21 protein-coding genes are annotated in these 22,393 nt (G+C 65.8%); 15 read left to right on the forward strand and 6 right to left on the reverse strand.

The annotated features are described in order from the left end of the window. Nucleotides 1-25: 25 nt before the first annotated feature. Genes AC07VL_RS24805 through AC07VL_RS24815 form a run of 3 tightly spaced genes read left to right on the forward strand, consistent with a single transcriptional unit; the run spans nucleotide 26 to nucleotide 2,969 of the window. Nucleotides 26-1,096, forward strand: a complete 1,071-nt coding sequence (locus tag AC07VL_RS24805) for an HlyD family secretion protein (RefSeq protein ID WP_494808195.1) — start codon at nucleotides 26-28, stop codon at nucleotides 1,094-1,096. Continuing rightward, nucleotides 1,093-2,538 carry an efflux transporter outer membrane subunit gene (locus tag AC07VL_RS24810; protein WP_494808196.1) on the forward strand — a complete coding sequence of 482 codons (1,446 nt, stop codon included), beginning with the start codon at nucleotides 1,093-1,095 and terminating at the stop codon, nucleotides 2,536-2,538. Before AC07VL_RS24805 ends, AC07VL_RS24810 begins: the two co-directional genes overlap by 4 nt. Further along, complete coding sequence (locus AC07VL_RS24815; RefSeq protein ID WP_494808197.1) at nucleotides 2,535-2,969, forward strand: hypothetical protein; 435 nt, start codon at nucleotides 2,535-2,537, stop codon at nucleotides 2,967-2,969. The genes AC07VL_RS24810 and AC07VL_RS24815 overlap by 4 nt, the downstream gene beginning before the upstream one ends. 6 nt (nucleotides 2,970-2,975) lie before the next feature. On the opposite strand, the gene AC07VL_RS24820 is transcribed toward AC07VL_RS24815, so the two are convergent. The 5 genes from AC07VL_RS24820 to AC07VL_RS24840 form a co-directional block, all read right to left on the reverse strand. Next, a complete protein-coding gene (locus tag AC07VL_RS24820) occupies nucleotides 2,976-3,764 on the reverse strand; it encodes an ATP-binding cassette domain-containing protein (protein ID WP_494808198.1) in 789 nt (262 codons plus the stop codon). Between the two features lie 11 nt (nucleotides 3,765-3,775). Next, nucleotides 3,776-4,801 carry a FecCD family ABC transporter permease gene (locus AC07VL_RS24825; protein WP_494808199.1) on the reverse strand — a complete coding sequence of 342 codons (1,026 nt, stop codon included), beginning with the start codon at nucleotides 4,799-4,801 and terminating at the stop codon, nucleotides 3,776-3,778. Nucleotides 4,802-4,842: 41 nt separating this feature from the next. Continuing rightward, entirely contained in the window at nucleotides 4,843-5,778 is a 936-nt protein-coding gene (locus AC07VL_RS24830) for a heme/hemin ABC transporter substrate-binding protein (protein WP_494808200.1), read from the reverse strand. Next, a complete protein-coding gene (locus AC07VL_RS24835) occupies nucleotides 5,766-6,851 on the reverse strand; it encodes a hemin-degrading factor (RefSeq protein ID WP_494808216.1) in 1,086 nt (361 codons plus the stop codon). The genes AC07VL_RS24830 and AC07VL_RS24835 overlap by 13 nt, the downstream gene beginning before the upstream one ends. Before the next feature lie 230 nt (nucleotides 6,852-7,081). After that, a complete protein-coding gene (locus tag AC07VL_RS24840; RefSeq protein ID WP_494808201.1) occupies nucleotides 7,082-7,993 on the reverse strand; it encodes a DMT family transporter in 912 nt (303 codons plus the stop codon). A gap of 238 nt (nucleotides 7,994-8,231) precedes the next feature. Between AC07VL_RS24840 and gcvA the strand changes: the two genes are divergently transcribed. Next, nucleotides 8,232-9,176 (forward strand): transcriptional regulator GcvA, encoded by a 945-nt coding sequence (gene gcvA, locus AC07VL_RS24845; protein ID WP_494808202.1) that lies wholly within the window; start codon nucleotides 8,232-8,234, stop codon nucleotides 9,174-9,176. Further along, nucleotides 9,173-9,550, forward strand: coding sequence for a hypothetical protein (locus AC07VL_RS24850; RefSeq protein WP_494808203.1), 378 nt, complete (start codon nucleotides 9,173-9,175; stop codon nucleotides 9,548-9,550). The genes gcvA and AC07VL_RS24850 overlap by 4 nt, the downstream gene beginning before the upstream one ends. A gap of 106 nt (nucleotides 9,551-9,656) precedes the next feature. On the opposite strand, the gene orn is transcribed toward AC07VL_RS24850, so the two are convergent. Then, nucleotides 9,657-10,253 (reverse strand): oligoribonuclease, encoded by a 597-nt coding sequence (gene orn / locus AC07VL_RS24855; RefSeq protein ID WP_494808204.1) that lies wholly within the window; start codon nucleotides 10,251-10,253, stop codon nucleotides 9,657-9,659. A 56-nt stretch (nucleotides 10,254-10,309) separates the two neighbouring features. Between orn and AC07VL_RS24860 the strand changes: the two genes are divergently transcribed. The 10 genes from AC07VL_RS24860 to AC07VL_RS24905 all read left to right on the forward strand — a co-directional run. After that, nucleotides 10,310-11,590 carry a M48 family metallopeptidase gene (locus tag AC07VL_RS24860; RefSeq protein ID WP_494808205.1) on the forward strand — a complete coding sequence of 427 codons (1,281 nt, stop codon included), beginning with the start codon at nucleotides 10,310-10,312 and terminating at the stop codon, nucleotides 11,588-11,590. Continuing rightward, nucleotides 11,587-11,952, forward strand: a complete 366-nt coding sequence (locus AC07VL_RS24865; RefSeq protein WP_494808206.1) for a 4a-hydroxytetrahydrobiopterin dehydratase — start codon at nucleotides 11,587-11,589, stop codon at nucleotides 11,950-11,952. Before AC07VL_RS24860 ends, AC07VL_RS24865 begins: the two co-directional genes overlap by 4 nt. Further along, the gene (rsgA, locus tag AC07VL_RS24870) at nucleotides 11,949-12,854 is read left to right on the forward strand and encodes a ribosome small subunit-dependent GTPase A (RefSeq protein WP_494808207.1); all 906 of its coding nucleotides are present in this window, start codon (nucleotides 11,949-11,951) and stop codon (nucleotides 12,852-12,854) included. The genes AC07VL_RS24865 and rsgA overlap by 4 nt, the downstream gene beginning before the upstream one ends. Before the next feature lie 276 nt (nucleotides 12,855-13,130). Continuing rightward, complete coding sequence (locus AC07VL_RS24875) at nucleotides 13,131-13,583, forward strand: hypothetical protein (protein ID WP_494808208.1); 453 nt, start codon at nucleotides 13,131-13,133, stop codon at nucleotides 13,581-13,583. Between the two features lie 156 nt (nucleotides 13,584-13,739). Next, the gene (locus AC07VL_RS24880) at nucleotides 13,740-16,589 is read left to right on the forward strand and encodes an ATP-binding protein (protein WP_494808209.1); all 2,850 of its coding nucleotides are present in this window, start codon (nucleotides 13,740-13,742) and stop codon (nucleotides 16,587-16,589) included. Between the two features lie 279 nt (nucleotides 16,590-16,868). Next, nucleotides 16,869-17,789, forward strand: a complete 921-nt coding sequence (argF, locus tag AC07VL_RS24885) for an ornithine carbamoyltransferase (protein WP_494808210.1) — start codon at nucleotides 16,869-16,871, stop codon at nucleotides 17,787-17,789. Nucleotides 17,790-17,858: 69 nt separating this feature from the next. Further along, nucleotides 17,859-19,094, forward strand: coding sequence for an argininosuccinate synthase (locus AC07VL_RS24890; protein ID WP_086140762.1), 1,236 nt, complete (start codon nucleotides 17,859-17,861; stop codon nucleotides 19,092-19,094). 190 nt (nucleotides 19,095-19,284) lie between these two features. Continuing rightward, nucleotides 19,285-21,096 (forward strand): methyl-accepting chemotaxis protein, encoded by a 1,812-nt coding sequence (locus AC07VL_RS24895; RefSeq protein ID WP_494808211.1) that lies wholly within the window; start codon nucleotides 19,285-19,287, stop codon nucleotides 21,094-21,096. A 4-nt stretch (nucleotides 21,097-21,100) separates the two neighbouring features. Further along, nucleotides 21,101-21,556, forward strand: a complete 456-nt coding sequence (locus AC07VL_RS24900; protein WP_494808212.1) for a chemotaxis protein CheW — start codon at nucleotides 21,101-21,103, stop codon at nucleotides 21,554-21,556. Further along, on the forward strand, nucleotides 21,553-22,393 hold an 841-nt coding region (locus AC07VL_RS24905), incomplete at its 3' end, for a CheR family methyltransferase (RefSeq protein WP_494808213.1). The genes AC07VL_RS24900 and AC07VL_RS24905, both read left to right, overlap by 4 nt.

Raw genomic sequence — 22,393 nt, forward strand, 5'->3', positions numbered from 1 at the left:
TTTTATTTCAAGAAAGAGCATCCCCATGCAAAAAAACATACTGCGCTCACGCGCCTTTCTGCTCGGCCTGGCCCTGCTGGCCTGCGCCCTCGCCTTTTGCGCCTGGCAGCTGCTGTTTGCCCGCAGCGACGAACAAGCCACCGACGACGCCTTCGTCAGCGCCGACTACACCGTGCTCTCGCCCAAGGTGGGCGGCATCGTGCGCGAAGTGCTGGTGGAAGACAACCAGGCTGTCACTGCGGGCCAGCTGCTGGCGCGCATCGACGACCGCGACTACCAGGCAGCAGCTGCCTCCGCCCGCGCCGAAGTCGCCGGCGCCGAAGCGCAGCTGGCCAATGCCCGCGCCACCGTGCAGCGCCAGCAAGCCGTCATCGACCAGGCCAGCACCCTGGTCGATGCCAACCAGGCGGAAGACACGCTGGCGCAGCAGGAACTGGCCCGCTCGACGCACCTGGCCGGCCAGGGCGCGGGCAGCGTGCAGAATGCGCAGCAGGCGCGATCGCGCGCCGACGTGAGCCGCGCGCGCCTGGCACAGAACCGCGCCGCCCTCGTCGCCACGCGCAAGCAAACGGAGATCCTGCTGGCGCAGCAAGGCGCGGCTGACGCGGCCCTGCTGCGCGCGCAGGCCAGCCTGCAGCGCGCCGAACTGGATCTGTCGCATACCCAGCTGCGCGCCCCCATCGACGGCATCGTGGGACGCCGCGCCGTGCGCGTCGGCGCCCTGGTGGCGCCCGGCGCCAGCCTGATGGCCGTGGTGCCCCTGAACCGCAGCTTTGTCGTCGCCAACCTGCAGGAAACCCAGCTCACGCACGTGCGCCAGGGCCTGCGCGCCAGCATCGCCATTGACGCCTATCCGGGCGCGCCCCTGCGCGGCACCGTGCACAGCATCGCCCCCGCCACGGGCGTGACGTTTGCCGCCGTCGCGCCGGAAAACGCCACCGGCAACTTCACCAAGGTGGTGCAGCGCATCCCCGTCAGGATCGCGCTCGATCCCGGCCAGGATGGCGAACACCGCCTGCGCGTGGGCATGTCGGCGGAAGTGCGCATCGATACGGCCGTGCGCCGCCAAGCCCCGGCACAGGTGAGCGCGCGATGAAAGCACTGATACTCTTCACCGCCCTTGGCCTGGCCGGCTGCGCCAGCGTCGGCAGCGATTTCCAGCGCCCGCACAACGACCTCGGGCAGCAATGGCGCCAGGCGGCGCATGCCCGTTTCGCCGCAAGCGAGGATGGCGCCATCGAGCAGCGCTGGTGGGACAGCTTTGGCGACGCCACCCTGTCTTCCCTGCTGCAGCGCGCCGCCGGCGCCAACCTCGACCTTCTGGCGGCCGGCAGCCGTCTCGAGCAAAGCCGTGCCGCGCGCGGCGTGGCCGGCGCCGCACAAGGCCCGTCGCTGGGCGCGAATGGCGGCGCCAGCCGCGCGCGCAACAGCGCGCAAGGCTTGAGCGACCCGTCGCGCCTGAACGGCCAGTCCGCCTACAGCCTGTGGCAAGCCAACCTCGATGCGGCCTGGGAACTGGATTTGTGGGGCCGCGTGCGGCGCGAAGTGGAAGCGGCGGACGCGCACGTCGACGTGGCGCTGGAGACGCAGCGCGGCGTGCTGCTGGCCGTGCTGGCCGAGACGGTGCGCGACTACATCGAGCTGCGCGGCGCGCAGCAGACGCTGGCCATCACGCAGCAGCTGCTCGCCATCGCCCGCCATACGCTGGACCTGACCCGCATCCGCCTGCGCGAAGGCGTGGCGACGCAGCTCGACGAAGCCGAAGCGGCGGCCCACGTGGCTACCATCGAAGCGCGCCTGCCGCAGCTGCAGCAGCGCGAAGCGCGCCTGGGCAATGCCCTCGCCCTCTTGCTGGCCCTGCCGCCGCAAGCCTTGCAGGCGGAACTGGCGGCGACCCGGGACGTTCCCGCCATGGCCATGCCGGTGCAGGTGCAGCTGGGCGTGCCGAGCAGCCTGGCCGAACGGCGTCCCGACATCCGCCGCGCCGAAGCGCAGCTGCACGCGGCCACGGCCAATATCGGCGTGGCGCACGGCGATTTTTATCCGCGCATCACGCTCTCGGGCAGCATCGGCCTGCAGGCCATGCAGCTGTCCGACATCGGCTGGGATGCCAAACGCTTTGCCTTCGGTCCCGGCTTCAGCGTGCCCCTGTTCGATGGCGGCCGCCTGCGCGGCAAGCTGCAATTACGCGAGGCACAGCAGCAGGAAGCAGCCATCGCCTACCGCCAGACCGTGCTGGCCGCCTGGCACGAGGTGGAAGATGCGCTGTCCGCCTACCAGGCCAACGAACGGCGCCAGGCCAGCCTCGCCGAAGCCGTCAGACAGGGGCGGCGCGCGCTGGACAGCGCGGAACTGCGGTACCGCCAGGGCGGCACGGACTTGCTCAACGTGCTGCACGTGCAAAACACCTTATTGAACAACGAAGCGGCGCTGGTCGACAGTCGCGCCACCGCGTCGCTGTCGCTGGTCCAGGTCTACAAGGCGCTGGGCGGTGGCTGGCAATCCCTCTCATCCACAACGGAAGGCAATACACCATGAAACCGCATCCCGCGCATTTTTCCATCCACGACGTCAGCGACTTTCCCGTCGTGCGCTTTCGCCCTGAAACGGCCGTCGCCGGCTATGCCCCGCTGTGGGAAAACGACATGGACGCCCTGCTGCGCCACGGCGAGCCGTTCGTCCTGCTGTTCGAAGCAGAGCGCAGCGACGAGGCTCACGTCGACCGCAAGCGCCGCGGCCTGTGGCTCAAGCATAACAAGGTGGCGCTGGGGGCCCTTTGCCGCGGCCTGGTCTCCATCGAGGCCAATGCCGAGGAACGCGCGCGCCTGCAGGCGCTGGCGGCCGGCGCCATGAAGGCCTTCGGCATCCTGCAAGAGGTGGCGGCCACGCGCGAGCAGGCCGATGCCCTGATGGTATGGCTGCTGGGCAGCGGCCGGATGGCGCGGCCGCGCGCGGCGGACGTGTGGTGAGTGGATTCAGGCGGCCCTGCGCACGGCGCTTCTGGCAGGGATGACGCACACGTGGCCATCGCTGCTGGTCGCCGTCGTCAGGGCGATGCCATAGAGGTCCGCCAGGGCGGGCACGGCGCCGGCATCGCTGGCGATATCGGCGACCAGCTGGCCCGAACGCACCAGCAACAGGCGGTCAAATCCCGGCAAGGCGTGGTTGATGTCGTGCAGGATGGCGATGACGGCATGGCCGCGCGCGGCGCAAAACGTTTCCAGGCTGTCGAGCAGGTCGAACTGCAGGCCGGGATCGAGCGCCGCCAGCGGTTCGTCGACGAGTATCAGGCCATCCTCCACATCCCACATCTGCGCGAAGATGCGCGCCAGCTGCACCCTGGCCTGTTCGCCGCCGGACATGGTGTCCAGGCGCCGCCCCAGCAGATGCGTGGCGTGCGCCAGGGCGGCCGCTTCCTGCACGATGCGCTCCAGTTGCGGATCGACGAGGCGCGCGACCCGCCCCAGGCCGATCACCAGGTCCGACAGCAGGCCGAAGGCCACGTTCGAGCCTTGCGGCAGGACGGCGCGGCGCAGGGCCAGGTCCGCCAGCGGCCACTGCGCCAGCGGCCGGCCGGCAAACGCCACCTGGCCCGACTGCGGATGGAGTTCGCGCGCCATCAGTTTGAGCAGGGTCGACTTGCCCGCGCCGCTGGGGCCGAGGATGGCGATGCGCTCGCCGGGCGCTACCCGCACATTGAAGGGGCCGAAATACTGCTGACCCAGGCGGGTGGTGGCGAAGCGCAGTTCAAGTAGAGGCGTCATGGTCGTTCCTGCTAGGCCGTGCCGTGGCGGAAGCGCCGCAGCAGCAAGAGGAAGAATGGTCCGCCCAGCAGGGCCGTAAAGATGCCGACGGGGACTTCCGCGGGTATGGCCACCGTGCGCGCCAGGGTATCGGCCAACAGCAGCAGCAAGCCCCCCATCAGCATCCCCAGGGGCAGTACCTTGCGCTGGTCGGCGCCCAGCCAGGTACGCACCAGGTGCGGCGCGATCAGGCCGATGAAGCCGATGCCGCCGCACCAGGCGACGGCAAAGCCCGTCAGCGCGGCCACGAGCACGATGACCTGCGTGCGCAGGCGGCCCACGTCGACGCCCACGTGCAAGGCTTGCGCCTCGCCCAGCGCCAGCGCATTCAATGAGCGCATGAGGAAACGCGTGGCCCACAGGGCGCCCGCCAGCACCAGCAGCAGGGCCGCCACCTGGCGCCAGCTGCCGGCCGACAGCGAGCCGAGGGTCCAGAACGTCAGGGTGCGCAACTGCTCGTCGCTGGCCAGGTAGATGCACAGGCCCATGACGGCCACCGTGATGGCGTTCAGCGCCACGCCCGTCAGCAGCAGGCCGACGATGGAACCGGGCGTGGCCCACAGGGCCACCCGGTCGAGCAGCACGCAGATGAGCATGGCGCCGGCAAAGGCGGCGGCAGGCAACAGCCACACGCGCAGCTCGGGCGCCACGTGCAGGCTGGCCGCAAAGACGATGGTGGCCGCGCCCGCGCAGGCGGCGCCGCTGCTCACGCCCAGCAGGCCGGGGTCGGCCAGGGGATTGCGGAACAGGCCCTGCGTCAAGCCGCCGGCCAGCGCCAGCGCGGCGCCGATCAGCACGGCGAACAGGGCGCGCGGCAAACGGATATGCCACAGCACGTAGGCGCCGCCGGACAGCGCCGCGTCGCCCGCCTGAAACGGCGCCAGCCAGTCGGCCAGGGCCACGGGCACGGCGCCCGCCTGCACGGCGAGGAGCAGGCCGCAAGCCAGGGCGGCGGCCAGCAGGCCGGCGGCGCCCCAGCGCCGCATGTGCCAGGACATGCGCCAGGAGCGGCCGCGCGCAGGGAGCAGCGCCGCCACGTTCATGCGGCCATGGCTTGCGCAAAGGCGGCATCGAGGTCCGCCAGCGCCTGCGGCATGCGCGGTCCAAAGCCCAGCAGCAGCATGGCTTCCTGCGAGACGATGCGGTGCTTGCGCCCGGCCGGCGTCTGCGCCAGGCCCGGCAGTTTGAGGATGCCGTCCACGCCGCCCGACGCCTTCAAGCCCTGGTCCGTGACGAGGACGATATCGGGCCGCGCGGCGATCACCGCTTCCGGCGTGAGCGGCTTGTAGCCGGTGAATCCACCCTGGCCGCCCTGCCCGCCCATCACGTTGACGGCGCCCGCATACGCCAGCATGGCGTCGGCGCCCGTCTCGCGCCCGCCCACCATCACCTGGTTCGGCGCATGGGCAAGGATGAACAGCACGCGCACAGGCGCATGCTGGCGCTGCCGGACTTTCGCCAGGACGCCGCTCCACTGCTGCTGCAGGCTTTGCGCCAGGCGCGCGGCCGGATCGGGCCGTCCCGTGATCTGGCCCACCTGCTTCACCCGTTCGAGCAAGCCTTCGAATCTGTTATTCGCATTGAGCACCGCCACCGGCACGCCCGCGTCGCGCACCTGGCGCAGCACCGTCTGCGGCCCCGCTTCCTCGGTGGCGATCAGCTGCGTGGGCGCCAGCGACAGCACGCCCTCGGCAGACAGGGTGCGCGCATAGCCCACCTGCGGCAGCTGCTGCGCCACGGCCGGATACAGCGATGTCGTATCGACGCCCACCAGCTCGCCCTGCGCCTCGAGCGCATAGACGATTTCCGTCAGGGCCCCGCCGACGCTGACGATGCGCCGCGCTTTCACCTGCGGCTTGCCCGCGTCGGACACGGCCGCCAGCACCTGCATCGGCGCGGCCAGGGCCAGGGCGCCCGCCCCCATTTTTTTCAGCGCGATGCGACGCGCCACGCTGGCGGCGATCATGCGGCGCATAATTCGCCCTCCTGCGCCACTTTTTCGACGATATGGCGCCACTCGCACAGTTCATGCACGCCCGGCTTGCGTTCGCCGAAGAACATGACGATGGTGTCGCCCTTCGCGTCGAACAGTTCGACGGACGTCACCAGGCCATCGACGGTGGGCTTTTTCACCACCCAGGCGCTGGCGACATGGTCTTCGCGCAAATGCAGGTTGAATCGTGCATCGAGGATATTGATCCATGGTCCCATCACGGCGATCTTGTGCACGGGGCCGGAATGGATCTGGATTATGCCCGGGTTGCCGACGAAAGCCATGATGGCGACTTTTTCGCGGGCCGCGTCGTTGAGCAGGTCGAGCACGCAGGATTTGTCCAGCGGCTGCACGAAGCGGGACTCGGCCAGGCGCAGGCCCTGCAGGCGCGAGACCGAGTATTTTTTCAGCAGAGTGAAAAACTCATGCGTGTCGCGCAGGTCGGCCCAGCCGGCGCGAAAGCCGGCCACGTCGATCTGCGCGTCGGGCAGTTCCGCCGGCGGCGCGGCCGGCGCCGTCACGGCGATGCCGGCCGCCTGGTCCGCGTCGGCAAAACGCGCCACCAGCGCATCGTAGGCCGTCAGCTCGCTTTGCGGCTGCATGAAAATCTTGTGCACGGCGTTGCCGGCCGCATCGAAGAACTGCAGGCTGCGCTGCACCTCGTGTTCGCCCATCTCGCGTACGGCGAAGCCATGCGCCCACTGGCGGTAGAACACGCGCAGGTCGATGTCGCCACCGAGGACCAGGCCGACATGGTTGTTGTGGCTGGCCTTGCGGTAGACACCCGTCTTTTCATGCACGCACGAGGCGTTGCGCGTGAGCGCCATGACTTCGCCCAGCGGCTCGAGCGCGGCGACGATGGCGGGCCAGTCGCCCCGCAGGCGCTCGGCGCCCAGCAAGGCGCCATCGGCCAGCGACAGGCCCGCGTGCGCGGCGATCAGCTCGCCCTCGGAAATGGCCAGTTCCTCGCCGATGTCGCGGTGGCGGGCTTTCTTTTCGCGGCGCAGACGGGCGAACTCGCCAGCGATCAACTCGGTATTGCAAACAGGGGGCATGCTCGACACGGTGTCTCCTTTCAAGGCGTACACTGGCTGGCATGCAGACGGCTGGCTGGTGGTGGGGAATCTTGACATCGATTATAAATGAGAATCATTCGCAATCAAGACTTATTTGTGTCCGCGTGCCGCGCCAGGGGCGATATGAAAAAAAAGCGCCGCGACAGGAAACCCGTCGCGGCGCAAAGGAGACCGATCGACGCAGCCGATCAGTTCAGGAAAAACAGGGATCAGGCGCTCGCTTGCGCGCCTGGCATGGCGGCAGGCGTCGCTGCCTGCTTCGGAGTGGAGCGCTGGGCCAGCAGGATCACGGCCGTCAGCACCATGGCGCCACCGAGCAATTGGGTGCCGCTGACGGATTCCTTCAGCAGGGTCACGCCGAAAGCCATCGTGATGACGGGCTCGAACGTGGAAATGATGGACGCCTTGGCCGCGCCGATCTGCGCCACGCCGGCAAAGAAGGCGGCAATCGCAATGGCCGTGGAAAACAGGGCGATGGCGCTGACGGCCAGCCAGCCCGTCGCCGTGCCCGGCAAGGACACGCCTTGCCACGTGGCAATCGCCGTATTCGCCAGGCCGGCCGTGCCCAGGATCACCACGCAAGCGGCCAATGGGTGAATATTCTCGGGGCTTTTCGCCAGGCTGTTGCCAAACAGGATATACACGGCGTAGACGCCGGCGGCCATCAGCGCCAGGGCGATGCCGATGGGCTGGCCCTGCAGCTTGCCGCCCAGGGTGGTGGCCATGCCGGCGATGGCCAGCGCCAGCAGCACCAGCATGCGCCGGTCCAGCTTTTCCCAGCCCAGCGCCAGCGCCAATATCGTCACCAGCACGGGATACACGTACAGCAGCATGCCGCACAGCCCGCTGCTGGCATACATGAGCGCATTGAAATAGCCTTGCGACTGGGCCGTGTACATCAGGCCCATCAGCATGTAGCCGGCCAGCAGGCGGCCGCGCGGCAGGCGCCAGCCGCCCAGCCACACGAGGGGCAGCAACAGCATGGCGGCGATGACGAAACGCAAGGCCAGCATGGTCGACGGGTTGACCCCGGACGCATAGGCCGCCTTGGCAAACACGGCGGAACTGCCGAAACCGGCGGCAGACAGCAACACCAGCGCAACGGCGCGGCGATCAGACATGACTAAACCTCTATGAGTACGCCAGGGTAAACCTGCTGCGTAGCGCGACGGTTTTCCCAGGCGTTGTAACGTTGTAAATATAAATGCCCAGCAGGGCCGGGAGATGTGCATGCGTGAATCCTATTGCGGGTCGCTTCACGCAATGACGGCATCATATTCGCTTGCGCAAAATGAAACAAACCAATATTCTTCACGGATAGGCCGAATATTACTGAGGCTCAATCTCTTGAAGAGTGCCATGTCACGTCCCTTGCCACCACTTGCCGCCCTGCACGCCTTCGAGGCGGCCGCCCGCCATGAAGGCTTCCAGCGCGCGGGCGAGGAATTGCACGTCTCGGCCGGCGCCATCGGCCACCATGTGAAGCAGCTGGAAGCGTGGCTGGGCATCGTGCTGTTCCAGCGCCTGCCGCGCGGCGTCGTGCTGACGAATGCGGGCCAGCGCTACGCGGCCGCGCTGGGGCCGATACTCAACCAGCTGGCCGACGTGTCCGAGCAGGCGCGGCGCCAGGGCGACGACAAGGTGGTGACGGTGACGGCCACCAGCTCGCTCGTCTCGCGCTGGCTGATGCCGCGCCTGGGGCGCCTGCGCGACCGCTACCCGCAGATCGAGCTGCGCGTGCTGGCGTCCATGCACCCGGTCGACCTGGCGCGCGACGGCGTGGACGTGGCCATCCGCCTGGGACCGGGCCGCTATCCGGGACTGAAAGTGGATCTGTTGATGGAAGAATGGTTTTCCGCCGTCTGCAGCCCCGATTTCCGCGCCAACGCGGCCAGCCTGCGCCAGCCCGCCGACCTGCTGCGCTACCCGCTGCTGCACGACGAGCCGGAAGTGCACCTGCCCGGCGAAATCGACTGGACGCGCTGGCTGCACAGCTGCGGCGTGCATTACAGCGGCAATAGCGGCAACAGCGGCGCGCGCTTCTCGCATACCTATCTGTGCCTGGACGCGGCCGCCAGCGGCCAGGGCGTGGCCATCGCCGCCAGCCCCCTGATCGGCGACGATCTGCGCTCGGGCCGCCTGGTGCGCGTGTTCGAACACGCCGTGCGCGGCCCCCACTGCTACTATCTGCTGCGCTCGCCCCAGGCGGAAACCCGACCCCTCGTGCATGCCTTCTGCGAATGGCTGATCGCCGAGGCGCGCGCCGACCAGGAAACCGTCTGGCCTACCGTGGAGACCGCATGACGACACACGAACTGGCGCGCAGCGCCGACTATATTGTGCAGCACGAATACGAACATGCCAGGGTAACGGCCGCCGATGGGCGTCACGCCAGCCTGGGCGAATTCTATGGCGACCCGGCCGTGGCCTTGATCGATCTCAATGAGCAATGGTGCGCCGTGGCGGGCGAGGGATTGGTGTTGTGCCGGCTGGGGCAGCCGTTCGGCCAGTGCACGACCTATTTTCGCCAGCCGGGCGAAGTGCGCTGGATTACGGCTCTACGGCAAACGGAGCCGTTTGCGCTGGAGTGGCGGGATGAGGATGGGGCTTGGCACAGCCTCGAATTCGACTTTGAAACGATTGTAACGGAAACTTCGCGACGCCTCGCAAAACCGTAGCGAGCGGAAGGGAGAGGTGGCTGAGAAGCGCAACCGTACGAAGGTACGGTGAGCATCGCAGGCCGTCTATACCGACGCGCAGCAGGTTTTGCGAGGCGTCTTCACATCACAGCTTGATGAAGTGCTCGCGGTAGTACTTCAGCTCTTCGATCGACTCGAGGATGTCGGCCAGGGCCGTGTGCTTCTGGTGCTTCTTGAAACCGGTGGCGATTTCCGGCTTCCAGCGCTTGCACAGTTCTTTCAGCGTCGATACATCAACATTGCGATAGTGGAAGAATGCTTCCAGCTTCGGCATGCCGCGCACCATGAAGCGGCGGTCCTGGCCAATGGTATTGCCGCACATGGGCGACTTGCCTGCCGGGACGTATGTCTTCAGGAACGCGATCAGCTCCGCTTCCGCCTGCGCTTCCGTCACGGTCGACGCTTTCACCTTGTCGATCAGGCCGGAGCGGCCGTGCGTGCCCTTGTTCCAGGCATCCATCTTGTTCAGGGTTTCATCCGACTGGTGGATCACGAACACGGGGCCTTCGGCCAGCAGGTTCAAGTGCATGTCCGTCACCACCACCGCCACTTCGATGATGCGGTCGGTATCGGGCTCCAGGCCCGTCATTTCCATGTCGACCCAGACCAGGTTCATCTCGTTGGGACGTGCCGGGACGACGGGAGCGGAGGTGGATGCGGTTAAGTCGGTCGCTTGTGACATAATTCTCTCTTGGCCTAATCAAACTAAATAATCAGCCATTTTCTCACAGGCACAGAATGTATTCACTCGCGTTTTCGATTTTGTTTGTATCCGTCCTCGTTTTGACCCTGGCCGTGCGCTTCTGGCTGGCGTCGCGGCAGATCCGCCACGTGCTGGCGCACCGGGCCGCCGTGCCCGCCGAATTCGCGGAAAAGATCCCCCTCGCCGCGCACCAGAAGGCGGCCGACTACACGGTGGCGAAGACCAAGTTTGGCTTGCTGACCCTGCTGGTCAACTATGCCGTGCTGATCGGCTTTACCCTGCTGGGCGGCCTGCAATGGCTGGCGCTGCACCTGAATGAATGGACGGGCGCGGGTTCACCCATGCTGTACCAGATCGGCCTGATCGCCGCCTTTGCGGCCATTTCCGGCCTGATCGACCTGCCCTTCGATTACTACCGCCAGTTTGTGCTGGAACAACGTTTCGGCTTCAACACCATGCCACGCAAGCTGTTCTTCACGGACATGCTCAAGGGCGTGCTGCTGGGCGCGGCGATCGGCCTGCCCCTCATCTGGGTCGTGCTGACCCTGATGGCCAAGTCGGGCGGCCTGTGGTGGCTGTACGCGTGGTTCGTCTGGAGCGGCTTCCAGCTGCTGATGATGGTGCTGTTTCCTACCGTAATCGCTCCCCTGTTCAACAAATTCACGCCGCTGGCCGACGAATCCTTGAAAAGCCGCATCGAAGGCTTGATGCAGCGCGTCGGGTTCGCCTCGAAGGGCCTGTTCGTCATGGATGGTTCGAAGCGCAGCGCCCACGGCAATGCGTATTTCTCGGGTTTTGGCGCCAACAAGCGCATCGTCTTCTTCGACACCCTACTGTCGCGCCTGGCGCCGCAGGAAATCGAAGCCGTGCTGGCGCATGAACTGGGCCACTTCAAGCTCAAGCACATCGTCAAGCGCATCGCCATGATGTTCGCCGTCTCGCTGGGCTTTCTGGCGCTGCTGGGCTTCCTGAAGACGCAGCCGTGGTTCTATGCAGGCCTGGGCGTCGATCCCGTGGCCCTGGCCCTGACGGGCCAGCCGACGGATGCACTGGCCCTGCTGCTGTTCATGCTGGTGCTGCCCGTCTTCACCTTCCTGCTGGGACCGTTGACCTCGCTCAGCTCGCGCAAGCACGAATTCGAGGCCGATGCCTTCGCCGCCACCCACACGCAGGCGGACGACCTGGTCTCGGCCCTCGTGAAAATGTACGAAGACAATGCGTCGACCCTGACGCCCGACCCGCTGCACTCGGCCTTCTACGACAGCCATCCGCCGGCCAGCGTGCGCATCCGCCACCTGAAAGGGGCTACGACATGAATACGCCATCGACCCTGCAAGACCTGGCCCAACTGTCCTGCGCACCGCGCCAGCAGGCGCTGGGCGACACGGATATTGCCACCCTGCACGCCCTGCTGCCCCAGTGGACGCTGCAAAATGGCAAGCTGTGCCGCGATTTCGGCTTCAAGAATTACTACCAGACCCTGGCGTTCGTGAACGCCCTGGCCTATATGACCCACACGCAAGACCATCACCCGGAGCTCATCATTACTTACAAAACCTGCGCCGTGCGCTACGACACGCACTCGGTCAACCAGGGCGCCGGCGGCCTGTCCGAAAACGACTTCATCTGCGCCGCCAAGGCAGACCTCATCTACCAGAGCAGCCAGGTGGCCCCATGAGCGAAGGCAAGTTGACGGGCGTCATCATCGCCGCCCACGGCCGCCATTACCTGGCCGACGTGGACGGCGCCAAGCTGCAATGCGTGACGCGCGGCAAGAAAACCAATGTGGCCGTGGGCGACATCGTGCACCTGACTCGCACCTCCAACGACCAGGCCGTCATCGACCGCATCGAGGAACGCAAGACCCTGCTGTACCGCTCCGACCAGTACAAATCGAAATTACTGGCGGCCAATTTGACGCAGCTATTCATCGTCGTCGCGACGGAACCGGGCTTTGCCGACGACCTGATCTCGCGCTCGCTGGTGGCGGCCGACGCGGCCGGCATCGAGGCGCGCATCATCCTCAACAAGACGGACGTGACGGCCTCGCTGGAAAAAACCCGCGAACGCCTGCTGCCGTATTCCTCGCTGGGCTACCCGGTACATGAAGTGTCGGCGCGCGCCGAACCGGAACATGCCGTGGCAACCCTGGCGCCCCTGCTGGCGGGCCAGTCGTCGATTTTGATCGGCCAGTCGGGCATGGGCAAGTCGTCCCTGATCAACCTGCTGGTGCCGGACGCCGACATCGCCGTGCGCGAAATCTCGGCCGCGCTGGACACGGGCAAGCACACGACGACGTTTACGCGCCTGTACAAGCTCAACGAACTGGCCGCGAACAGCTCCATCATCGATTCACCCGGCTTCCAGGAATTCGGCCTGTACCACCTGTCCGAAGGCATGCTGGAGCGGGCCTTCCGCGAATTCCAGCCCTATCTTGGAGGTTGCAAGTTTTACAATTGCCGCCACCTGATCGAGCCGCAGTGCGCCATCCTGCAAGCTTTGTCCGAAGGCAAGATCGCCAAGATGCGCCATACCCTGTATGGCCAGCTGCTGCACGAATCGGCGCAGACGCTGTACTGACCCCGGTGCCGGGGGCAGCCCCGGCATCGAATATCACGCCACCAACAGACGGCCTGGCAAAATTTAATTTTGCAGCCGAGCCTGCTTTCCACGTTTAATCCCAAAAACCGTTCACCACCGCTTTTCTGCATTCCAGCGCATGAAACGGGCGCTTCATCGCCTGGCGCTGGCGATGGCGACGGGCGTTTGCTACCTTGACATCTGTCCCTGCAGGAAACCTCGCAGTGACGCCCCGGTCTAATCCCTTATCCTCAACCCTGATTGAAGGTGAATGTCATGCAAAACTCACGTCTCTTCCCGATTGCCGCCGCCGTCCTGCTGTCGCTGGCCAGCACTGCCGCCCTGGCGCAAAGCGCCCCCACCCCGACCGACAGCGTACGCGTCAGCGTCAGCTCGCCCTACCGCGTTACTGCCGAGGAAGCCGGGCAGATCGAACAGGTGTATCAGCTGTCGAACGAACAATTGCTCGTCGTGCGCGAAGATAACCTGCACTTCTTTGGCCGCCTGAGCGACAAGCTGGAACACCACGACAAGGCGGAAGTGGAACTGTTCCCGCAGGGACCAGGGGTATTCGTCACGCGGCGCGGCGCCTCTTTCGCTTTCAGCAACGCCGGCGAACATGTGGTCATCGACGACGCCCAGGTGCTGCCAGGCCTGCGCATGCCCGCCGACAGCCGCAGCGCCATGCGCCTGGACGGCACGCAATCCGTCCGCCTCGTGTCGCGCTAAGCGGGCCAGCATGCGCAGGGAGCCACCGCTCGCCCTGCGCTGCGCCGGCAGTGAAACCTGTCCGGCACACTGAACAATTACCCCCGTTTGCAGCTTACAATGCGATGGAGTACAGCCTGATCCCTTGCAGGCTGGCGCCGCGGGGAGATTTGTCGAATGGAAATGTTCGCGCTCGAACACGAAATAGCGCAGTGGGAAAATACATTGCAGCCCTTGCGCGGCACCGAGCGCGTGCCCCTGCTGCTGTTGCTGTCCTGGCACTTGCGGCAACGCGATTGCGTGCGGGCAAGTGAACTGGGCGCAGAAGCGGGCCAGCTGCTGCCGCTGGCCGGGCTGGCACCGGGCGCCCTGGCGCAGGCACAGGCACGCCTGCAACTGGTGCAGGCGGAAGTGGCCTGGCTGCAAGGCGCGCTGGATGCAGCGGAAAACCTGGCCCTGGCGGCACACGCCACCCTGTGCGCGCACGGCGACGGCGCCGGCTGCGCCGACGTGCACTGGCTGCTGTCCTCGATCGCCGTCGACCGCGGCGACCATGCCCGCTGCGACGCCGAACTGCAGGCGGCAAGCGAACAGGCGCGCGGCGCCGGCGACACGGCGCGCGCCAGCCTGGCCGACGCGGCCACGGCACGCTGGGCCGTCCTGCGCGACGCGCCGGCCGCCCAGGCCCAGTGGGGCGCCCGCTTCCTGCCCGACAACGGCAAGCTGCCCGCGCCGCTGGCCACCTGGGTGCATGACTTCCGCGGCTTGCTGGCGCACACCTCGCGCGACCTGGGCGCGGCCGCCGGCCACTACATGCAAAGCTATGAAGCGGCCCTGGAAAGCGGCCAGATGCGAGGAGCCATCACGGCCGCCATCAATATCGGCGACTGTTTCGCCAGCCTCAACGACCACGAATCGGCGCTGGAATGGATGCAGTGCGCGCTGGACCTGGCGCGCCCGACGGGCTGGCCCCGCAGCATCGGCGCCTGCCAGACGCATACGGCGGAAACCATGCGCAAGCTGGGCCGCCTGAGCGCCGCCGAAGACTTGCTGCGCGAAGCGCTGCACATCCTTGCGCCCGTGTCCGGGGCGCGCACGTATGCGAACGCGCTGTTCCACTTGGGCGAGCTGAGCCTGGACAAGGGCGACTACGACACGGCGCTCGACGCCTTCAGCCGCCTGGCACAGCGGGCCGAAGCGCTGGGCCAGGCCGACTTCCGCAGCATGGCCCAGCGCGGCAGCGCCCACGCGCTGTCCTACCTGGACCGCCCGGAGGAAGCCCACCAGGCGGCGCAGCGGGCGTGCCAGCTGGCCACGGCGCAGGGCGACGCCATGCACCAGGTGGCGGCCCTGCGCGTGCTGGCGATGCTGCATGCGCGCCACGAGCTGCCGCCGCCGCCGGGCATGCTGGAGCGCAATCCCGCCCTGCATTTCCTGCACCAGGCCCTGCAGGTAGCCGCCTCCATCGACGGCTATGTACCGCCCGGCGAGCTGCTCGACGCCCTGGCGCGCGAGTATGCGCATGCGGGCGACTACGCGCGCGCCTACGATATCGCCCTCGACGCGGGCGTGGCGCGGGAAAAGAGCCACACGCAGCAAGCGACCAACCGCGCCATCGCCATGCAGGTGCACCACCAGACGGAACATGCGCGCTCGGAAGGCTATCACCACCGCGAACTGGCCGCCTCCGAGGCGCGCCGCGCCGAAGTGCTGCAGCAGACCAGCGACACCCTGGAGCGGCTGTCGGCCATCGGCCAGGAAATCACCACCCACCTGGACGCCAGCGCCGTGTTCCAGGTGCTCGACCGCCACGTGCACGCCTTGCTTCCCGTCAACACGTTCGCCGTCTACATGCTCGATGCGCCCGGCACGGCGCTGCGGCGCGCGCACGGCATGGAAGCGGGCCGGCCCCTGCCCGACAACGCCATTCCACTGAGCAATCCACGCGCCTACTCCGTGCGCTGCCTGCTGGGCCGGCGCGAAGTGTACATCGCCCAGGTGCCCCTGAAGCGCCATGCCTACACCGTGCCCGGCACCCTGCATAACCAGAGCGTGCTGTACGTGCCGCTGATGGTGGGCGAGCGCGTGCTGGGCGTGATGACGGTGCAGGCCTGCCATGCCAACGCGTATGGCGAACGCGAGCGGCTGATCTTCCGCACCCTGTGCGCGTACGGCGCCATCGCGCTCGACAACGCCAGCGCCTACCGCCAGCTGCAAGATGCCCAGACGCAACTGGTATCGCAGGAAAAGCTGGCCGCCCTCGGGTCCCTGATGGCCGGCGTGGCGCATGAACTGAATACCCCGATCGGCAACAGTTTATTGATCGCCAGCACCATGCAGCAGAAGACGGAAGACGTGGAACGCCTGATGAACGGCCCCGGCCTGCGCCGCTCCGACCTGGCCAGCTATATCGAGGACGCGGGCAAGGCGTCGGCGCTGGTGATGCGCGGCCTGCACAGCGCCGCCGAACTCGTCAACAGCTTCAAGCAGGTGGCCGTCGACCGCACCACCGAGCAGCGGCGCCAGTTTGATCTGCAGCAAGTGAGCAATGAAATCATCGCCACCGTCATGAACCGCATCCGCAGCTCGGGCCACCGCATCGAAACGGACATCGCTTTCGGCATCGCCATGGACAGCTATCCGGGCCCGTTCGGCCAGGTGATCACCAACCTGATCAACAATGCCCTGCTGCATGCCTTCGACCAGCGGCACAACGACGGCAGCGCCGGCACGGGCTGCATGCGCCTGTCCGCCACGGTGGAAGCGGCCCGCGTGCAGATCGTGTTTGAAGACAATGGCGGCGGCATCGCGGAACAGTACCTGTCGCGCATCTTCGACCCCTTCTTTACCACCAAACTGGGCCAGGGCGGCAGCGGCCTGGGGCTGTCGATCAGCTACAACATCGTCACGGCCCTGCTGGGCGGCACCATCCAGGTGGCCAGCAGCCCCGCCGGCACGCGCTTCACGCTGGACCTGCCGCTCGTGGCGCCCCAGCTGGACGGGGCCGCGCCGGCCAGCATCTATTAGCGCGGCGCAAGGGTCCGCGTGCTTGCCTATACAAGTACGCGGCCGGACGGTCTTTCCAATCTAAAAGCAAAACCCTTATAATTGAACGGCTGAAGTACTTGCCATTGCATTATTCTCAACTTGGCAAACCGCATCGGCCCGCGCGACAAACCGGCACGGGCACCGATCAACACAGCAGCGCGCCGGGCGAGGCAGTCATCAGCACGAGATGTTGTACGCTGATGCAACCCGGCGGGAAAGGCACGCCGCCGGCGGCCTGCGCATCTTCAAGTGGTCATTATGTCGACAAAAAAACCGATCAAGCACTACCTCCAGTTCTCCGATTTCACGTTGGAAGAGTATGAATATGTGATCGAACGCGCCCATCTGATCAAGCGCAAGTTCAAGAACTACGAAATCTACCATCCGCTGATCGACCGCACCCTGGTGATGGTCTTTGAAAAGAACTCGACCCGCACGCGCCTGTCCTTCGAGGCCGGCATGCACCAGCTGGGTGGCGCCGCCATCTACCTGAACACGCGCGATTCCCAACTGGGCCGCGGCGAGCCGGTGGAAGACGCGGGCCAGGTCATGTCGCGCATGTGCGACATCATCATGGTGCGCACCTTCGGCCAGGAGATCATCGAGCGCTTCGCCGCCAATTCGCGCGTGCCCGTGATCAATGGCCTGACGAATGAACACCACCCGTGCCAGGTCTTTGCCGACATCTTCACCTACATCGAACACCGCGGCTCGATCGCCGGCAAGGTCGTCGCCTGGATCGGCGACGCCAACAACATGCTGTACTCATGGCTGCAGGCGGCCGAAGTGTTCGGCTTCCACGTCAACGTCTCGACGCCGAAGGGCTACGACATCGACCTGTCGCAAGTCAAGACCGAGCGCTACACCTTCTTCGACAACCCGTCCGACGCCTGCGAAGGCGCGCACCTGGTCAACACGGACGTGTGGACCAGCATGGGCTACGAAGCGGAAAACGCGGCCCGCATCGCCGCCTTCGACGGCTGGATCGTCGATGGCGCGAAGATGGCCCGCGCCGCGCCCGACGCCCTGTTCATGCACTGCCTGCCCGCCCACCGCGGCGAGGAAGTGGCCGCCGAAGTCATCGACGGCCCGCAATCGGTGGTGTGGGACGAGGCGGAAAACCGCCTGCACGTGCAAAAAGCCCTGATCGAATACCTGTTACTCGGTAAAATCAGCTAATTCGCCAGGCACTGCAGAAAACCTGGCAGCATCGCACTACATACATAGACAACGACAACTGGAAGCAATATGAGCGACATTAAAAAAGTAGTCCTGGCCTATTCGGGCGGACTGGACACCTCCGTCATCCTGAAATGGCTGCAAGATAACTACCAGTGCGAAATCGTCACCTTCACGGCCGACCTGGGCCAGGGCGAAGAACTGGAACCGGCACGCGCCAAGGCCATCAAGTTCGGCATCAAGCCGGAAAACATCCATATCGAAGACGTGCGCGAAGAATTCGTGCGCGACTTCGTCTTCCCGATGTTCCGCGCCAATACCGTGTATGAAGGCGAATACCTGCTGGGCACCTCGATCGCCCGTCCGCTGATCGCCAAGCGCCTCATCGAAATCGCCAACGCCACGGGCGCCGACGCCATCTCGCACGGCGCGACCGGCAAGGGCAACGACCAGGTGCGCTTCGAACTGGGCGCCTACGCGCTGAAACCGGGCGTGAAGATCATCGCCCCGTGGCGCGAGTGGGATTTGCTGTCGCGCGAAAAACTGCTGAAGTACGCGGAAGACGCCGGCATCGAAATCGACATGAAGCACAAGAACGGCGGCGCGCCGTACTCGATGGATGCCAACTTGCTGCACATCAGCTTTGAAGGCCGCCACCTGGAAAACCCGAGCGCCGAAGCGGAAGAAACCATGTGGCGCTGGACCGTCAGCCCTGAAAAGGCGCCGGACGAAGCGGAATACCTGGACATCGAATACGAAAAAGGCGATATCGTCGCCATCAACGGCGTGCGCATGTCGCCCGCCACCGTGCTGGCCGAACTGAACAAGGTTGGCGGCAAGCATGGCGTGGGACGCCTGGACCTGGTGGAAAACCGCTACGTCGGCATGAAATCGCGCGGCTGCTACGAAACCCCGGGCGGCACCATCATGTTGAAAGCCCACCGCGCCATCGAATCGATCACGCTGGACCGCGAAGTGGCCCACCTGAAAGATGACCTGATGCCGCGCTACGCGTCGATGATCTACAACGGCTACTGGTGGGCGCCCGAGCGCGTTGCCCTGCAAACCCTGATCGACCACACGCAGCAGACCGTGAACGGCTGGGTACGCATCAAGCTGTACAAGGGCAATGTCATCGTCGTCTCGCGCGACTCGAAGACGGATTCGCTGTTCGACATGAACATCGCCACCTTCGACGAAGACGGCGGCGCGTACAACCAGGCCGACGCCGGCGGCTTCATCAAGCTGAACGCCTTGCGCATGCGCATCGCCGCCATCGCCCGCGAGAAGCGCGGCCAGAAGTAAGCAGGACGGGGGGCGGCAACGCTTCCTTTCCTCCCAGCAAAAGCCGCCTTCGGGCGGCTTTTTTGCATTTACAGCGCACTCGTCCGCGATTTACGCCCCGCCACGTCCCCGGATTGTCCCCATTTTGCTGTACGCATGGCAAAATGCTACAGTGCAATTGTGCTGACCTTCCCGCTTCCGGAGCCCTCCCATGTTCAAAGACCTGAGTATCAAGAATAAACTGTACCTGGGCTTCGGCTCGATCGTGGCCATCATCCTGATCCTGCTGGGCGTGGCCTACAATAGCTTTTCGCGGCTGTCGGAAGCCAATGCCTGGGACCGCCACACGATGGAAGTGCTGGTCGAGATCGACAAGATCCACAATTCCATCCTGCAAATCCAGGTGGAAACGCGCGGCTATATCCTGACCGGCAATGAAGCCACGCTGACGCCGGAAACGGACGAAGCAGCCGTGCTGAGCCAGCACACGCAAAAAGCCATCACCATGACGGCCGACAACAAGGTGCAGACGGAACGCTTCCGCCAGATCGACCAATTGAGCTCCACCTGGGTCAAGGACTGGATCAATCCCCTGATCGAAAAACGCCGCGCGCTGGGCAATGCCCCGGGTGCCACGGAAACGGTGGCGCGCCTGCTTCCGCCCGCCGGCTCGCCCGGCATCGTGCAAGCCAACAAGCTGCTCGACGACGCGGCCGCCGAGGAAAACCGCCTGCTGGCCGAACGGACGAACACCACCGGCCGGCTGCAGGAAACCATGCTGCTGACCCTGTCGCTGGGCGGCCTGCTGTGCGTCGTGCTGGCGCTGGGCATCGCCTACCTGCTGGGCCGCTCCATCCTCGGTCCGCTGAACAACCTGACGGATGCCGTGGGCCGCATCGCCGCCGGCGAACAGGGCGCGCGCGCCGCCATCATCTCGCGCGACGAGCTGGGCAAGGTGACGGAAGAATTCAACCGCATGGCGCAAACCATCCAGGACAACCAGGCCAATGAACTGGCCGCCACCAATACCTTGCGCGCCAAGGTCGATTCCCTGCTGGAAGTGGTCTCAAAAGCGGCATCGGGCGACTTGACGGGCAAGGTCGGCATCACGGGCAGCGACGCCATCGGCCAGCTGGGCAACGGCCTGGCGAAGATGTTTGAAAACCTGCGCAGCCTGCTCAACAACGTACAAAAGGCCGGCATCCAGGTAACGACGTCCGCCACGGAAATCGCCGCCTCGGCGCGCCAGCAGGAAGCCACGGGCATTGAGCAGGCGCAAACCAGCGTGGAAATCCTCAGCACCACCAAGGAAATCTCGGCCAACACGAGCCAGCTGCTGAAAACCATGGAAGACGCCACCGCCGTCGCCGACTACACGACGAATGCCACGGCCGAAGCGCAGAATAACCTCAAGCGCATGGATTCGACCATGCAGCACATGGTCTCGGCCACCGACTCCATCAATGCCAAGCTGGCCGCCCTGTCGGAAAAAGCCAGCAATATCAATAGCGTGCTGATCACCATCACCAAGGTGGCCGACCAGACCAACATCCTGTCGCTGAACGCCGCCATCGAGGCGGAAAAGGCGGGTGAAGCGGGTCGCGGCTTCTCCGTGGTGGCGACCGAGATCCGCCGCCTGGCCGACCAGACGTCCGTCTCCACGTGGGATATCGAGCAAATGCTCAAGGAAATGCAGTCGGCCGTGTCGGCCAGCGTGATGGGCATGGATAAGTTCTCGGAGGAAATTCGCCGCAGCGTGGGCGAGGTACGGCAAGTGGCCGAGCAGCTGTCGTCCGTGATGGACCAGGTGCAGAAGCTCACGCCGCAATTTGATGCCGTACTGCAAGGCATGCAGTCGCAGGCCATCGGCGCCTCGCAGATTTCCGACACCATGATGCAGCTCAATGACGCCACGCAGCAGACGGTGGAATCGCTGAAAGCCACCAGCGAGGCGGTGCACCAGCTGCAATATGCGGCGGGCGACCTGCAGTCGAGCGTCTCGACCTTTGCCGTGACCATCTGATCCCATGAAAGTACTGGTCTTTCACATCGGACGCGACCGCTACGGCCTGCCCCTGGCCGCCATCGTGCGCGTGCTGCCGCTGCTGGAGCTCAAGCAGCTGCCGCTCACGCCCGACTACGTGGCCGGCCTGATGGACTTGCACGGCGCGCCTGTGCCCGTGATCGACTTGTCGCGCCTGGCAGGCTTGCCGGCGGCGGCGGCCCAGTTTGACACGCGCATCGTCGTCGTCGACTACCGCGCGCCCGATGGCGCCACGCATGCGCTGGGGCTGCTGGCCTCGCAGGTGCGCGGCATCGCCGACATCGCCCCGCACAAGCTGGGCGACAGCGGCGTGGCCACGGCGCCCTTCCTGGGCCAGGTGGCCAGCGACGCGGACGGCATCGTGCAACTGGTGGAACTGGCCCACCTGCTGTCGCCGGACGTGCGCGCGCTGCTGTTTCAAGGTGGGAGCGCGGCATGACGGCGCAATCGCTGCTGCGCCGCGCCACCGGCCTGTCCGTCTCGAAATCGGTGGCGGAACGGGCCGTGAGCCAGCGCATGGAGCAGACGGGCTTTGCCGACAGCCAAGCCTACCTGCAGGCGCTCACGCCGGCCGAAATGACGCAACTGATCGAGCTGGTGGTGGTGCCCGAGTCGTGGCTGTTCCGCGACCCGCAGGCGTTCTACGCCACCGTCGAACTGGTGCAGGAGCGCTGGGCACGGGGACGCGCCACGCGCATCCTGTCGATTCCCTGCGCCGGCGGCGAGGAACCATATTCCATGGCCATGGCGCTGCGCGACGGCGGCGTGCCGAAACAGGCCTTCAGCATCGACGCCTATGACCTGAGTCCCGGCTGCATCGAGCGGGCGCAGGCCGGCATCTATGGCCGCAACGCCTTCCGCGCGCAGGACGTGGCCTTTCGCGAGCGCTATTTCACGCACGTGGCCGACGACGCCTACCGCATCATCGATGCCCTGCGCGAGCAGGTCACGTTCAGGCAGGGCAACCTGCTGCAGTTCGACACCGCCACCTACAGCCGCCATTACGACGTGATCTTCTGCCGCAACCTGCTGATTTATTTCGACAAGCCGACCACGCGCGCCGCCATCGCCAACCTGTCCGCCCTGCTGGCCGACGACGGCATGCTGCTGGCCGGCTATGCGGAAGTGCCGTCGTTCTGCCAGAACGGCTTTGCGCCGCTGCAGTTCCGCCAGGCCTTCGCCCTGAAAAAGGACGGCACGCCGCCGGCGGCCGTCATCCAGGTGGCCGCCTTGCCGCCCGCGCGCGCGCTGCGCAGCGTGCCGCCCACCCCGCGCC

It is taken from the genome of Janthinobacterium sp. GW821-FHT03C08, assembly GCF_059420905.1.

What these genes read in the sequence shown, in the direction of transcription:
- AC07VL_RS24840 (WP_494808201.1), bottom strand. Translation starts at nt 7,993, where the DNA reads ATGTCTGATCGCCGCGCCGTTGCGCTGGTGTTGCTGTCTGCCGCCGGT.
- AC07VL_RS24805 (WP_494808195.1), top strand. Translation starts at nt 26, where the DNA reads ATGCAAAAAAACATACTGCGCTCACGCGCCTTTCTGCTCGGCCTGGCC.
- orn (WP_494808204.1), bottom strand. Translation starts at nt 10,253, where the DNA reads ATGTCACAAGCGACCGACTTAACCGCATCCACCTCCGCTCCCGTCGTC.
- AC07VL_RS24810 (WP_494808196.1), top strand. Translation starts at nt 1,093, where the DNA reads ATGAAAGCACTGATACTCTTCACCGCCCTTGGCCTGGCCGGCTGCGCC.
- rsgA (WP_494808207.1), top strand. Translation starts at nt 11,949, where the DNA reads ATGAGCGAAGGCAAGTTGACGGGCGTCATCATCGCCGCCCACGGCCGC.
- argF (WP_494808210.1), top strand. Translation starts at nt 16,869, where the DNA reads ATGTCGACAAAAAAACCGATCAAGCACTACCTCCAGTTCTCCGATTTC.
- AC07VL_RS24880 (WP_494808209.1), top strand. Translation starts at nt 13,740, where the DNA reads ATGGAAATGTTCGCGCTCGAACACGAAATAGCGCAGTGGGAAAATACA.
- AC07VL_RS24825 (WP_494808199.1), bottom strand. Translation starts at nt 4,801, where the DNA reads ATGTCCTGGCACATGCGGCGCTGGGGCGCCGCCGGCCTGCTGGCCGCC.
- AC07VL_RS24850 (WP_494808203.1), top strand. Translation starts at nt 9,173, where the DNA reads ATGACGACACACGAACTGGCGCGCAGCGCCGACTATATTGTGCAGCAC.
- AC07VL_RS24890 (WP_086140762.1), top strand. Translation starts at nt 17,859, where the DNA reads ATGAGCGACATTAAAAAAGTAGTCCTGGCCTATTCGGGCGGACTGGAC.
- AC07VL_RS24900 (WP_494808212.1), top strand. Translation starts at nt 21,101, where the DNA reads ATGAAAGTACTGGTCTTTCACATCGGACGCGACCGCTACGGCCTGCCC.
- AC07VL_RS24830 (WP_494808200.1), bottom strand. Translation starts at nt 5,778, where the DNA reads ATGCGCCGCATGATCGCCGCCAGCGTGGCGCGTCGCATCGCGCTGAAA.
- AC07VL_RS24875 (WP_494808208.1), top strand. Translation starts at nt 13,131, where the DNA reads ATGCAAAACTCACGTCTCTTCCCGATTGCCGCCGCCGTCCTGCTGTCG.
- AC07VL_RS24860 (WP_494808205.1), top strand. Translation starts at nt 10,310, where the DNA reads ATGTATTCACTCGCGTTTTCGATTTTGTTTGTATCCGTCCTCGTTTTG.
- AC07VL_RS24820 (WP_494808198.1), bottom strand. Translation starts at nt 3,764, where the DNA reads ATGACGCCTCTACTTGAACTGCGCTTCGCCACCACCCGCCTGGGTCAG.
- AC07VL_RS24895 (WP_494808211.1), top strand. Translation starts at nt 19,285, where the DNA reads ATGTTCAAAGACCTGAGTATCAAGAATAAACTGTACCTGGGCTTCGGC.
- AC07VL_RS24865 (WP_494808206.1), top strand. Translation starts at nt 11,587, where the DNA reads ATGAATACGCCATCGACCCTGCAAGACCTGGCCCAACTGTCCTGCGCA.
- gcvA (WP_494808202.1), top strand. Translation starts at nt 8,232, where the DNA reads ATGTCACGTCCCTTGCCACCACTTGCCGCCCTGCACGCCTTCGAGGCG.
- AC07VL_RS24835 (WP_494808216.1), bottom strand. Translation starts at nt 6,851, where the DNA reads ATGCCCCCTGTTTGCAATACCGAGTTGATCGCTGGCGAGTTCGCCCGT.
- AC07VL_RS24815 (WP_494808197.1), top strand. Translation starts at nt 2,535, where the DNA reads ATGAAACCGCATCCCGCGCATTTTTCCATCCACGACGTCAGCGACTTT.